This window comes from Pseudanabaena sp. lw0831 (assembly GCF_016584665.1).
GTDB lineage: Bacteria > Cyanobacteriota > Cyanobacteriia > Pseudanabaenales > Pseudanabaenaceae > Pseudanabaena.
The window spans coordinates 1-12,634 of the sequence record NZ_BBJB01000021.1 but is presented as its reverse complement, the minus strand read 5'-3'; the positions used below and the strand labels follow the sequence as shown (position 1 = coordinate 12,634).

Genomic DNA, 12,634 nt, shown 5'->3' with positions numbered 1-12,634 from the left:
ATGTCTTTTCTTTGCAGGTATTTTTTATGTTCGTTTAGAATTACTTCTTGGTTCTTCGTCGGTGGGTACTATTGGCGGCGATAAATTAACTAGCACTTTATCTACGCGGTTGCCGTCCATATCCACGACTTCAAAGCGCATTCGATCCCAAGTGAAGTGTTCGCCAACTAGGGGAATATGTCGGAGATAAGTCATCATCAGCCCGCCAAGAGTATGGTAGTTATGCTCTTTTTCATAGGGTAGCTCTTCGACTTCGAGAATCTCTTTGAGACGATCGCTAGAAATCATGCCATCGATTAGCCAAGAACCATCTTCTCTTTGCATAGCATCGGGATCACCTTGACGATCATTCGATGGCAGATCCCCCACAATCGCTTCGAGTAGATCCGTAAGGGTTACGAGCCCCTCAACACCACCATACTCATCAGTCACCATTGCTACGCGATCGCCAGATTGTTTAAACTGCTCCAAGACACTCAAAGCACTGGCAGTCTCAGCAACATATAAAGGAGGACTACTGACTTTGACTAAATCGAGCGGATTGCCATGCAGACTGGCATTAAGAAACGCTTTGATCTCGACAATGCCAACACAATCATCAAGGTTTTCTCTCGCTACAGGAAATCTTGAGTGACCACTTTCTAAAACTTCACGCAGAGTTTCTTCAAAAGGTGCATCAACATCGAGCCAGTCGATTTCTGTGCGTGGAGTCATCAGAGATTTAATCGGGCGATCGCCTAAACGAAATACACGCTCAACCATGTCATGTTCTGCCTCCTCAAACATGCCCGACTCGGCTCCCTGAGCAATCATCACCTTGATCTCTTCTTCTGTAACTTGCGACTCTTCAATTACCTGTATTCCTAATATGCCAAGTAAAGCTTCGGTTGAAATGCTGAGCAAATAAACAACTGGAGTACCAATATTGGCAAGAAATCGCATAGGCGGGGCAACTGCACAGGCAATCCGTTCGGCATTGCTCATCGCTAGGCGCTTAGGGACAAGCTCGCCAACTACTAGAGACAGGTAAGTAATGATACCGACCACGATCGCAAAGCTGAGGGTTTTGCTATAGGGTTGGAGCAAAGGAACCGTCTCGAAAGACTGCTGCAAGGTTTGGGCTACGGTTGCACCACCCAATGCACCGCTTAAAATTCCGATTAAGGTAATCCCAATCTGAACGGTTGACAAGAAATTTGTGGGTGAAGCGATCAGTCTTAAAGCTGCTCTGGCTTTCGCATTTCCTTCCTTTGCCCATTGCTCTAGGCGCACTTTGCGAGCAGATACGATCGCTAGCTCGGACATCGAAAAAACACCATTGACAAGAATTAGTAAAATGATGAGTAAAGCTTCAGAAGCGACGGAAGACATTGTTTTGGGGCAGAACGACTTTATAGGAATCGTTTGTGAAATTTATTAATACTAGATATATATTCTCATACCAAATTTTGTGTCAAGTTTCTTAAGACTAATAATAAAGGTCAAAAATTCTAATTTCACAACCAATTTCGGATTTTGTAAGTAGCTCAGCATAATTAAAACCCAAGCCCAGAAGTGTGAGTCGCCCGCTACGCGGGCGACTCACACTTCTGGGCTTTAAGGAATCTACTTAGCGCCGTAGGCGCTGCAAAACCCTTTTTTCTAGCGGCTATAGAGTTGGGTAATTTCGAGTAGGCGATCGCTAAGATCTTGATTGAGTAAATTGGGATCGCTATAGCGCCAACCCCAATTTCCTGTGGCTGTCCCTGGGGTATTCATGCGTCCACTGTTATCTAAGCCAAGGATATCTTGTAAAGGCACGATAGCAATTACCGATACTGCTGCCATCGCCATACGGATTAGCACCCAGTTAATCGGCTCACCTGCGGCAAAACCTACTATATATTTGTAGAACAATTCTTTTTCGGATCTACTTGCTCGCTGCCACCAGCCCACAGCCGTATCATTGTCATGGGTTCCTGTATAAACTGCACAATTGCGGACATAGTTGTGGGGCAAATGGAAATTGTCAGAGCCACCACCAAATGCAAACATGAGGACGCGCATCCCAGGAAACCCAAAATCATCGCGCAACTTATCAACTTCAGGAGTGATTACACCCAAATCTTCGGCAAGAATTGGTAACTCACCCATCACCTCATTCAGCTTTGTAAATAGCTCAGTTCCTGGGGCTGTTTCCCATTCGCCATTGATGGCAGTTTCCTCACCTGCGGGGACTTGCCAAAAAGCTTCAAAGCCTCGAAAGTGATCGATGCGAATAATATCTACATAACGATTTAAAAATCTGAAGCGATCGATCCACCATGCAAAGTGAGTTTCTTGGAGATATTCCCAGTTATAGACTGGATTGCCCCATAGTTGACCTGTGGCGCTGAAGTAGTCGGGTGGGACTCCTGCCATTTGGGCGACTTCATAGGTTTCAGGATCGAGGACAAAGTTTTTAGGATTAGCCCAGACATCAGAGCTATTGTGCGATACATAGATGGGAATATCGCCAATAATTTGAATGTTTCGCATATTGGCATATTGCTTGAGCTTCAACCATTGATCAAAAAAGATGAATTGCACAAATCGTTGGAACTCAATTTGGTCGTGCAATTCTTCGCGCTTTTGTTTTAATGCTTGGGGTTCCCGTCTGGCGATCGCAGGTTCCCAATTATTCCAAAGGATTTTAGGATTTTGTTCATGCAAAGCCATGAATAGCACGTAGTCTTCGAGCCAATCGGCTTCTTCGTGGCAAAACTTTTTGAACTGCTCTTGCAATAGATACAGATCGTGATGATTCTTGAGATCTTGATCGACGTATCCTTGTTTGAAGCGAATGAAGGCTATCTCAAGCAATTTTCGCTTATATGGCATCACAGCCTCAAAATCAACGCGATCTTGATTAAATTCAGGGATATCTGCCCAATCCTCTTCTTTAAGTAAATATTGCTTTGCTAAAAGTTCGGGGCTGATCAGATAAAGACTACCTGAGATCGCGCTAAAGCTCATATAGGGAGAGTTACCGTATCCTGTGGGGCCAAGGGGCAGCACTTGCCATAGCTTTTGACCACTGCGCGATAAAAACTCAATGAACTGATAAGCCGTCTCTCCTAAATCCCCAATCCCAAATTTACTGGGTAGTGAGGTTGGATGTAACAAAATTCCACTAGAACGTTGAAAAGCCATAAACACAAATTTTTAGATCTAGCTTTACTTTACCGCCTTGTGTAGAAAAGTTTGCAAACGAGCATATGCTCATCTGCAAACTCCTCAAGCAAACTTATTCAAAAATCTGGACTAAAGGACAGGCAAATTCTGGTAATAATGGTGAAGTAAGAGTATCACTAACAAATAGAGTCATTTCTAATTTGAGAACTCCATTTAGAGATTGGGAGGTGCGATCGCTTGAGTCATGATGTTTTCCTAGGCAGCGCGACAAGGTGATTATAGCAATCAGAGAATGGAAGCGATTTAATTAAAATAGCTAGAGGCTATTAGCTGTTAGTCTATAATTCTATATAAACCCTTAGCCAAGAGTTAACTATGGTAGCCATCACCGAAGAGCGATCGCTGTCTAGCACTACCCCAGAAATCATCTATCCCAGTTCAGATGGAGAACCATTGGCGGAAACCCAACAGCATGTTTCAGCAATCCTCTTCACCTTCGGATTGTTGCGTCTATATTTACAAAATCAGCAAGCGGTCGTCTTTGCCGATCAATTTCTCTACTATATAGAAGGGAATCCTAAGGCAAGAGTTGCCCCTGATGTGATGGTAGTCTTTGACATCACTAAGAAACTTTATGGCAATTACAAGATCTGGGAAGGGATGCAAAACCCAGCAATTATCATCGAAGTGACATCCGCAGGAACCAAGGATACCGATCTCAACTTCAAGAAAACCCTCTATGAGCAACTAGGTGTCACGAAATATTGGCTACTTGACCCCTATGGTGAATGGATAACTGAACAACTGCGTGGTTATCGTCTCAATGCAGCAGGTATATATGAGCCAATTACCGACCATTGCAGTCAGGTACTGCAACTGAGATTAGAGGCTGATGAATATCTAATTAGTTTCTATCGTCTCGATAATGGTGCAAAGCTGCGAACCCTTGAAGAGTTAGATACAGCCATTCAAGAAGCAGAGCAGAGAGCTGAGCAGGAGAGTCAAAGAGCTGAGCAGGAGAGCCAGAGAGCTAATCGCCTTGCTGAAAAATTACGTCAACTAGGGGTAGAGATAGACGAATAGGCTCTGCCCTCAATCTCACAACGCAGGGACAATTTATCGGTAAAATCAAAATCGTGTAGGGGCAGTGCATTCCCGCAACAATTTATAAATTCTCAGATTCCTTTGATTTGGGAATGCACTGCCCAACACCTCACAACGCAGGGACAATTTATCGGTGAAAGCGAAGAGGGTTTAGCATTTGCAGATCAATGAGCTACGAATTTTGTCTTCATTTATCAATTGATGTCATCGGTTAAATTTGTTAGCGATTTTGAAGCGTGAAATATTGTCAGAATATAGATTGTGTCATTCTCTAAAGAATAGACAATGCGGTAATTGCGAAAAATTATTTCGCGAATGGATTCGCGTCCTGATTCTGGTACGATTCGACCAGAAAGGGGAAAGGTTTCTAGTTGAACTATGGAATTAATTATGCGATTTACGAATACTTGGGCAATTGCAGGTGAGTCGCGAGCAATATAATCGCCGATCGCTTCTAAATCTCCGAGTGCTTGTTTTGTCCAGTTTATTTGTGCCATGTTTTTAGACTGAGCATGGCTTGTGAGTGGGTAAGTGTGTCTCCTGCCTGAACTTGTTGCAATCCTGTCTCTACTTTGTAGAGAAAATAAAGACGCTCTAATATCTCCTCAAAGTCAACATTTTGAGGAAGTTCGGTGACTGCATTTAGAACTTTTTCTTTAATTGTCATCTTATTGCATCTCTCGTTTGATGATTTCAAGTATATTGCAAAAAATTCGATCGCCAAAGGCGAAAGGGGGAATGCAAAGGGCAAGAGGGGAAATGAACAAAGGGGAAATGAAGCCCTCACGAAGAAGAAACGATAAGCAGGCGAAAACCAACGAGGCTGCTCAGTTCACTAGCGATGTACCAGTAGCGACCCGCCGAGCGACAGTTCCCATCACCGTAGCTGCTCCAAGAATCACCGCGCAGCAGACGATAACGATTATCATCTAAATTGAGATCGCCCCATGCTTGATTTCCCTGTTTTTTAAGATTTTCTGGTTTATCGGCATAACTATCGTGCCACTCATCTAAGCACCATTCCCAGACATTGCCACTCATGTCATAAATACCAAGCTCATTAGCCTTTTTCTGCCCCACTGGATGAGTTACATTGCCACTATTATTGTCATACCAGCCAACTTCATCAAGATTATTGCTTCCCGCATAGGTTCGGGATCGCCATCGCTCGGCATCAGATAATCGATCCCATCGCATAAAATGCCATGTCCCGCAAAAAAGAACCAAAAGTTATCGCTTTCATGGAGAAATGGCTGAGCAAAAAGCTCCTTAAATACCTTCAGCAAATTGTTGCGAAAAGGCTTGGTAGTCTTGCCATCCAGATCGGGCGAATCATCGGAAAAACAGAAAATGCGATCAAACTTTGCCTCATTTCCTAAAAACTGACAAATATGCAGCGCGTCATTTTTCGCATACTTTAAAGGATGCAAAAAATCATATTGATTTACCCCGATCGCTATCGCCAAATTCGCCATAAACTCTAATCTTCCGTCACCCGTTTAAACTTGAGCTTGATCGCACTCTTGCCACTAGCCTTAGCGCCACTACCGATCAACCGAATTTCGCCCTCAGCCCCAATCTCCACCGACAGCTCAATTTCATCGAGGCACATTCCCGCAGTCTTCTTCGCCTCCTTCTCCGCGCTACTAAAAACCCGCCCCACCATCTGCAAAAAGCCCGACATCTTTTGTTCGAGTTCAGCAACAGTCAAGGTCTTTTCTTGCTTGATATTCTTGCTGGATTGAGCCTCACCGCCCCAACCTCTCGGATTAGCAACAGAGCTACCCGTCTGAGTTTGATCCTCATAAGGCTCCACTGCGATCGTAATCATCTCGAAACCAGCATCTTGAGTCATGAATTTTTGCTGCTACCAATTACTATTAAATTTATTGTGGCATTTAGAACCTACAAAAACCTATTTCTTATTTAACCAAGCTTCTAAATCAGCCAAACTCTCAAAATCCAAAACTGCCTCAGCAAGATTTTCTAAAAATTTGTGTGTGATTATATAATCCCATCGGCTGCCATTTCTTCGCGTGTGTAGTTAATGGAAAAATCTAAGAAAAAGCCGTAAAGCTCAATCTCAGCAACCGCAGGAAAAAGACGCAAGGTACTGATGCCTAAATTTTTAGGATTATCCGCTAGCCAACCGAAAGCTTCTTTAGTATGCGCTCGCACAGTCAAGACTTCCCCGTCTGCGGTATGGCTAAGAGATAGCTCAGCATCTCCAGGCTTTAAGTACATTTCACTATAAATTTGTCCCAGCATTCGCCACTGCTGCCGCCAATAAGTCATCCCTTGCCTCTCATGGTCGATCGCATATTCAGCTAGGGTTGCAATATTCTGCCAAGTAATATCTTCTCTCTGAAAAATTAGGCGTAGCTCGCTAATAGCTTGTTCACATTCTCCTTCAAATTTGAGTAATGGAATCGGATCGACTAAACGACGTGGTGTTTTGCCCAAGGTCATCAGTGATTGAATTACAGTTGATTCTATCTGACTGGATAGCTGCTCTTTTGCTTTTTGAGTTTGCCAGATCACGCCTTGTTCAGTGGTGGCATACAATGCAGGTAGGCGATTCAGTACATATGCACATACATCATCAACACCAACTTTACGCGGTAAAACATTTGCCATATGAATCAATTGATTTTTTACTTCTTGTTTCGCTAAATCTTCTAAAACATTGGTCAGGAAATAAGAAGCCGAAAGGATATAGGAGTTAAGTTCAGGATTCGGTAACTCAACGTTGTTATGCCAATCTCGATGCTCATGCTGATGAACGTCTTTACGATGTAAATAACCTTTTATTTCTCGTAATCGATTGCGATCGTTAATGCTCAAACTTACATATTCTGGTGTATGACTGACTAGAGTGAGTGCTTCCTGAAAAGCCTGTGGCACTTGATGCCATTGCAAAGTAGGTTTGCTAAAAAGTTTTTGTAATCTAGTCAGAATATGAGCAGGTGTCTCGACTTTACTAGCTGCAATTCTGGTCGATTTTCGCAATGGATCGCGATTCACTCCTAATAAAGCCTGCTGAACAGAGCTGACAGTCTGCTGCTGGAGTTCATTGTGAGCGCGTTTACGTTGCTGCAACCATCCTCGGCTTGTACTTGCATAAAGTACTGGCAATCGATTTAGCGCAAACGCAGCTACCTCGCTAAGGTTAATTGCTTCGCGAGCGGGTTGGCTGAGGTGCTTGAGTTGTTCTTGTACTTCTAGGACAACGATTTCCTCAAGGACATTTTTGAGGCTAGTCATAAGTTTTTGCTACTAGAAATTTTATGTTTGATAGCCCTTATATATAAATGCTCCCATCAGGTCACTTGACTAGATTTTTGATCTACGCCTTTGCCATTGATTTTATACTACCTTATTAACCTACAGGTCTATTAAACATCGATCGCAACTTTGCCTTTGGGAAAAGCGACACAGCAGAGGATATAACCTGCATCTACTTCTGACGGTTCGAGGGCTTCTGGATCGTAACCTTCCATTTTGACTTCTCCCTCTAGCTTAACTTTCTTACAACTACCACAACTACCAACACGGCAACTATTACGGATTTTGACCCCTGCTTGCTCGGCAATTTCTAGGATCGATTCTTCGCCATCACTGGGGATTTCTTTCCCTGATTTAGTAAAAATCACTGTGGCAACTGAAGTTTTACTGGCTTTAGGAGTGTTTGGCGAGCGACTAGCGGCGGGACTTATTTCTTGAGGTGTTTGTAACTTGCCAAGCCAAGCCTTGATTCCAAAAGCAGGAGAAGGTTCGCTTGCTAAGGGTTCATCTTTAGCTGATTTTGGTGACTTTTTCGCACCGCCAAAACTCTCTTCATGATATTGCTGCATCGGAAAGCCGATTCCTTCTAACAAAGATTTCGTGCTTTGCATGAAGCTTTCGGGCCCACAGACAAATACAGTGCGATCGCGCCAATCGGGGGCAATCATTTCCAGCATGGCTGGTGTCAGTCTGCCACGCATTCCCATCCACGATTGTTGAGGAGTGGAGCGAGTAATCGTTACGGCTAGATGAAACTTAGGCGATCGCACTGCCATCATTTCTAATTCTTGGCGATAGATAATATCTTCGGGACTTCGCGAACAATGAAAAAATACCACATCACAGTCTGAGTGTGTGTCATAAATCCAACGTGACATCGACATCATTGGGGTAATGCCACTGCCAGCCGAGAGAAACAATAACTTTTGAGAAGGATACTCAAAACAAGAGAACTTGCCAAATGCCCCACTTGCTTGAATCTGACTACCAATTTTTAGATTGTCATGCAGCCAATTAGAAGCCAGCCCCGCAGGAATAGCGGGATCTTCAGGATTAGCAGAAGGAACTCGCTTTACGGTAATTTCTAGGGAATGGGGGCGGGACGGTGATGACGAGATGGAATAGGAACGCAATACTTCTACACCATCGATTTCTAGTTCCAGTGTAATAAACTGTCCCGCTTTGTAGGTAAAGAGATGGGGAGGAGTAGTGCCAAAGCAAAAGGTCTTCACATCGGCGGTTTCTTCAATGATTTTGAAGCATTCCAAGGTGAGAGTTCCCTTTGTCCAGCGAGCGATTTGGCTGGGGTCAAGCGTGGCAAGTGGCATATATTGACTTGGTTCTGCTGGTGCTTTAGCAATCTCTGCAAGATCGCGATCTTTGTCTGCGTTAACTGGGCTATTTAAGTGGGCAACCGATGACTCGGTGGGATCTTCTTCCTCTTCTGAAGATTTTGTTAGCAAATAAGGGGGTGCAATTTCTTCGATTAGAATCGCAAAGTCGCCTAGTTGAATAGTATCTGTCGCTGAGAGTTGAATAGCATGCAACGGTTTGATTTGTAGATCGTTGATTTGCACTCCATTAGTACTGTTCAGATCGATAAAGTGATATTGATGTGCTTCAAAAGAAATTTTGCCATGTTCGCGGCTAACGGTCGCATTATCGAGGATTACATCACAATAAGGCGCACGACCAACTAGAAAATCATTTTTTTTACTGATTTCAGTTGATAGGTGAATTGGTTCTAGTTCTTGAGGAATTCGCACATTGAAAATTCTAAGTTTTAGCATGAAGGTTCCTGAAACAATAATCTTTAAACCAAGTAATAAGGTGATGCTCTAGAAGTTCGGATGTTTGGCACTTTGCGCTAAACATCCGAACTTCTAGAGCGGAAATGATCGTTATTGTCGATTTACAGACATTTGTGACGAAAGCATACTTTGGAGGGAAGTACTGACAGAAATTAGTAAATGTTTTGTATATAGTGGATCTTCACTTAGTGCTTGCATAAACACTTTGGCATTAATCACTAAGAGCAAGGTATGGGGTGATGTGGCGATCGCTAAATTTGCAAAGGGAGTTTGGGTTAGTACTTCCAATTGTCCAATCGTTTGATTGGACGTAATTTTTTTGAAGAACTGACGGCGATCGCCACCCGTAGAACGAATCTCGATGGAACCATCGACTATCGCCCAGATTGTCTTAGGTAAATCGCCCGTTTGATAGATCGCATCACCAGTGTTATAAATCCTGATCTCTGATTGTCTCGCTATTTCTGCAAGGGCATCGGTTTGGAGAGGACGAAATAGACTGTTACGGAATAATAGCAATAGCTTGTCAAAGGTATCGAGAACTTGATTATCCTCAGAGCTTAATAAATTGGTTGCTAAGTTATCGCTTGATATTTTGTTGGATATATTTTGTGATTTACTTTTAGAAGCAGGTTGTCTAATAGTAACAAAGGTTTTTGCTTCTTCAGATAACAATGCATGAGAATGGGGATCTCTCAAAATATGCTGGGCTTCTTCTGTCGCTTTCAGTATATCAATTTGCTTTAAAGCATACAGACTACCCGCTTTCACTAAAGTATCAGGATCTTCCATTAATTGAACTAATACAGTAAAGACTGATTCTCTACTTATTGGAGGTAAGTGAAATTCCGTAAGAGCCTTGATCGAGTTAAAAATTTTGATCGCTTTAGGCGGTAGTCGATCGTGCCAAGGGGGATTCTCAGTTTCGTCTTGGAGTAAATCGAGCAAAATATTTGCTGCTAGACCTTTATGGGTAAGAGATGCGAGATCGTTAGCAATTTTATAGGCTTCAGGCGCATCACCGAAAATTTCGAGAATACGTAGGAGCTTAATGACTAGCGATCGCTGCTGTTGTTGAAATTTGAAAACCAGCAAACTAATTACATCTGTTGGTAAATTAGGTGCTCTTTGCAGAATATGCGCGTAGCGAGCGAGCGTCTTAAGCTTTTGATAGGCATCTTTTGCAATTGAGTCTAAAAGACTTCCTTGCTCACAAATACTAGCTAAAATTGCCGTCTCTTCTTGCACCGTGACAGTATATTCTTGCCGAAAAACTAAAATTTGTTCCTCTTTAAGTTGCATCAATTTGTTTAAAGGTAAATTACTCTCAACGAACTCTCGCAACATCAGTTCTAAGGAGCGGCGATACTTACCCAGTCGAGATTCATTTTCTTGGATAATTTGTCTGGAAGTACTGAGCATTTGAGCATCGTTAATTCCCATATCTCCAAGAATCTGATTGTGCTCTTCCTCATTAATATCTAACTGCTGTCGCATTAGGTCGAATACTTCCAGCCTGCTGGAGGAATTCATATTGCCTGCACTCAGAGACTCTTTGAGGACATCTTTATACATTTGTACCCGTTTTTCATGGGTGAGTTCGGGTAGGGTTTTCGCCAAGACATAGACTTCATCTGGTTTAAGATCTTTAAGCGATCGCCCTTCTAAAACTTTAGAAAAATCAAAGGCTAACTTGCTGAGTTGGCGGCGTAAACTTGTAGCCAAACTCTCGCGAGCATACATCTGCGAAGTGCGCCCAAAGGTTCTATAAAACCACATGGTCGAAGCAATCACAGCCATCCAGCCAATAAACTGTTGTTCAAAGGCTGGTAGCCAGCCTAATGTGGGGTTTACTCCCATCCAAAACAGCAGATTAAAGGAAATAAACGCGCATAGTGTAAAGGCGCGGTGTTGGATTTGAGAGGCAGTTAAGACAAGGTTGCGGTACTTGCTATAACGTTTGTAAGCGCGTTCTAATCGTCTTCCAATTACATAGGTAATTAGGGTTGAAGTCGTCAAGGTTAAAGGAACTGCAAAAATTTTGGGTATGGGAATTGCCTGCCCTGAGATATAAAAACCTGGCTGAAAAAGCATGGCAAATTGATTGGTTTCGTCCCATACGCCGCCAGCTAAGAAGTTGGGATTGCCAGAATATAAAGTGAAGTAAGCGTAAAACCCAATCACTAAGCCGAGATAGCCATAATAGAGCAATTTGCGATCGCTACGATTGATGCCATCCCAATAGGATCGCTCGGCATCAATATCAAAGCAAGGTGACTGGCAGCTTACACAGGCACTTTTTTCTTTGCCTACTTGATCGACAGTGCGACACATCGATTGGGTAATCCCAGATTCTTGATTTTGGTGAGCTTCGCTTGCCAGTAAGCCGCGCGGTCCCGTGTATATTACTTGGACTGGAGCCATCGGACAAAAATAATGACACCAAGATTTGCCGCCATAGAGAAATCCTATAGTCAAAGCCGCTAGGATGGTCAGACACAAAAAGATGCCGAGGGCAAGGCGATCGGAGTTAACGAATAGTAAGCGCACATTCAAGCCAAGAAATAACAGCCCAAACTGCACATATAGAGAATTGCGCCCCAGCCATGAATTTTTAGCGATCGTTACAGGTTCGGAGCGGACAGTATTAGTTAGCGGATCAACAACACGACGACGGCGTTGCCATCCTAAGGCTCTAGGAATTTGTGTAATAAACATTAACGGACAGATCCGCCTCCATGCCTCATGTCCGAATACTAAAACTATACAAATAATAAGCGGGACAATTATGCCCCAAAAAAATCTTGCCCCCATAGCGTAAGGTTCGAGATTATCGCAAGTACCCTGAAATTGCACGCATCCCAACTCTTTTTTGATCCGAAATGGACTAAATAACATATTTGGATCGTTGGGATCGGTCAAATGGTAGGAGATGGGGTCATAAAACATCGAAAAGATGAGAATTAGCCATCCGATCGCGAGTAGCCATCGAACGTAATGCATCTGCTTTTCCGAGATTTTCTGGAACATGAAGCGATCTCCTGTCAATGATTTCTTGTACTTAATTTCATCCTCATAGCATGTAGATGTATTTACTTATCGTTATGCGCCTTAGCCCAGATACTGCCCAAAAATGTAACTAAATATAACTAAAAATAACCTTTGATTTAGAATATGTTGTATAGCATTTTGTTCCTTACAAAAAATATCAAGGTAGTCCTAGACAAGTAAGGGACAAGTGAATAAATAAAGTACCAAATATAAAACCAGAATTGGTGGGG

At 42.9% G+C, this 12,634-nt stretch carries 13 protein-coding genes; 1 reads left to right on the top strand and 12 read right to left on the bottom strand.

Going from position 1 to position 12,634, the window contains the following annotated elements; all coding sequences use genetic code 11:
• Positions 1-24 precede the first annotated feature (24 nt).
• The 3 genes from APA_RS04315 to APA_RS25050 all read right to left on the bottom strand — a co-directional run bounded on the left by APA_RS04315 (position 25) and on the right by APA_RS25050 (position 3,424).
• Positions 25-1,371, bottom strand: coding sequence for a hemolysin family protein (locus APA_RS04315; RefSeq protein WP_201321089.1), 1,347 nt, complete (start codon positions 1,369-1,371; stop codon positions 25-27).
• Between the two features lie 270 nt (positions 1,372-1,641).
• Positions 1,642-3,171, bottom strand: a complete 1,530-nt coding sequence (malQ, locus tag APA_RS04310; RefSeq protein ID WP_201321088.1) for a 4-alpha-glucanotransferase — start codon at positions 3,169-3,171, stop codon at positions 1,642-1,644.
• Between the two features lie 94 nt (positions 3,172-3,265).
• On the bottom strand, positions 3,266-3,424 hold the full coding sequence (locus tag APA_RS25050) for a hypothetical protein (protein WP_236579399.1): 159 nt from the start codon (positions 3,422-3,424) through the stop codon (positions 3,266-3,268).
• A 104-nt stretch (positions 3,425-3,528) separates the two neighbouring features.
• Between APA_RS25050 and APA_RS04300 the strand changes: the two genes are divergently transcribed.
• On the top strand, positions 3,529-4,236 hold the full coding sequence (locus APA_RS04300; RefSeq protein ID WP_201321087.1) for a Uma2 family endonuclease: 708 nt from the start codon (positions 3,529-3,531) through the stop codon (positions 4,234-4,236).
• A gap of 215 nt (positions 4,237-4,451) precedes the next feature.
• Here APA_RS04300 and APA_RS04295 read toward each other — a convergent pair whose 3' ends face one another.
• The 9 genes from APA_RS04295 to APA_RS04255 all read right to left on the bottom strand — a co-directional run bounded on the left by APA_RS04295 (position 4,452) and on the right by APA_RS04255 (position 12,383).
• Positions 4,452-4,754, bottom strand: coding sequence for a type II toxin-antitoxin system RelE/ParE family toxin (locus APA_RS04295; protein ID WP_201321086.1), 303 nt, complete (start codon positions 4,752-4,754; stop codon positions 4,452-4,454).
• Positions 4,742-4,924, bottom strand: a complete 183-nt coding sequence (locus tag APA_RS04290) for a hypothetical protein (protein ID WP_201321085.1) — start codon at positions 4,922-4,924, stop codon at positions 4,742-4,744. Before APA_RS04290 ends, APA_RS04295 begins: the two co-directional genes overlap by 13 nt.
• Positions 4,925-5,040: 116 nt before the next feature.
• Complete coding sequence (locus APA_RS04285) at positions 5,041-5,454, bottom strand: SUMF1/EgtB/PvdO family nonheme iron enzyme (protein WP_201321084.1); 414 nt, start codon at positions 5,452-5,454, stop codon at positions 5,041-5,043.
• Positions 5,346-5,732 (bottom strand): caspase family protein, encoded by a 387-nt coding sequence (locus APA_RS04280; RefSeq protein ID WP_201321083.1) that lies wholly within the window; start codon positions 5,730-5,732, stop codon positions 5,346-5,348. The genes APA_RS04285 and APA_RS04280 overlap by 109 nt, the downstream gene beginning before the upstream one ends.
• 5 nt (positions 5,733-5,737) lie before the next feature.
• Entirely contained in the window at positions 5,738-6,112 is a 375-nt protein-coding gene (locus APA_RS04275) for a hypothetical protein (RefSeq protein WP_201321082.1), read from the bottom strand.
• Between the two features lie 60 nt (positions 6,113-6,172).
• A complete protein-coding gene (locus APA_RS25680) occupies positions 6,173-6,262 on the bottom strand; it encodes a DUF4351 domain-containing protein (RefSeq protein WP_374101341.1) in 90 nt (29 codons plus the stop codon).
• On the bottom strand, positions 6,262-7,521 hold the full coding sequence (locus tag APA_RS04265; RefSeq protein ID WP_201321081.1) for a late competence development ComFB family protein: 1,260 nt from the start codon (positions 7,519-7,521) through the stop codon (positions 6,262-6,264). The genes APA_RS25680 and APA_RS04265 overlap by 1 nt, the downstream gene beginning before the upstream one ends.
• Before the next feature lie 131 nt (positions 7,522-7,652).
• A complete protein-coding gene (locus tag APA_RS04260) occupies positions 7,653-9,332 on the bottom strand; it encodes an FHA domain-containing protein (protein WP_201321080.1) in 1,680 nt (559 codons plus the stop codon).
• Between the two features lie 111 nt (positions 9,333-9,443).
• Entirely contained in the window at positions 9,444-12,383 is a 2,940-nt protein-coding gene (locus APA_RS04255) for a cyclic nucleotide-binding domain-containing protein (protein WP_201321079.1), read from the bottom strand.
• Between the last annotated feature and the right edge of the window lie 251 nt (positions 12,384-12,634).

Excerpts from the sequence above, each read along its gene's own strand:
- APA_RS04275 (WP_201321082.1), bottom strand. The coding sequence starts at position 6,112 with ATGACTCAAGATGCTGGTTTCGAGATGATTACGATCGCAGTGGAGCCT.
- APA_RS04290 (WP_201321085.1), bottom strand. The coding sequence starts at position 4,924 with ATGACAATTAAAGAAAAAGTTCTAAATGCAGTCACCGAACTTCCTCAA.
- APA_RS04280 (WP_201321083.1), bottom strand. The coding sequence starts at position 5,732 with ATGGCGAATTTGGCGATAGCGATCGGGGTAAATCAATATGATTTTTTG.
- APA_RS04295 (WP_201321086.1), bottom strand. The coding sequence starts at position 4,754 with ATGGCACAAATAAACTGGACAAAACAAGCACTCGGAGATTTAGAAGCG.
- APA_RS04260 (WP_201321080.1), bottom strand. The coding sequence starts at position 9,332 with ATGCTAAAACTTAGAATTTTCAATGTGCGAATTCCTCAAGAACTAGAA.
- APA_RS04285 (WP_201321084.1), bottom strand. The coding sequence starts at position 5,454 with ATGCGATGGGATCGATTATCTGATGCCGAGCGATGGCGATCCCGAACC.
- APA_RS04255 (WP_201321079.1), bottom strand. The coding sequence starts at position 12,383 with ATGTTCCAGAAAATCTCGGAAAAGCAGATGCATTACGTTCGATGGCTA.
- malQ (WP_201321088.1), bottom strand. The coding sequence starts at position 3,171 with ATGGCTTTTCAACGTTCTAGTGGAATTTTGTTACATCCAACCTCACTA.
- APA_RS04265 (WP_201321081.1), bottom strand. The coding sequence starts at position 7,521 with ATGACTAGCCTCAAAAATGTCCTTGAGGAAATCGTTGTCCTAGAAGTA.
- APA_RS04300 (WP_201321087.1), top strand. The coding sequence starts at position 3,529 with ATGGTAGCCATCACCGAAGAGCGATCGCTGTCTAGCACTACCCCAGAA.
- APA_RS04315 (WP_201321089.1), bottom strand. The coding sequence starts at position 1,371 with ATGTCTTCCGTCGCTTCTGAAGCTTTACTCATCATTTTACTAATTCTT.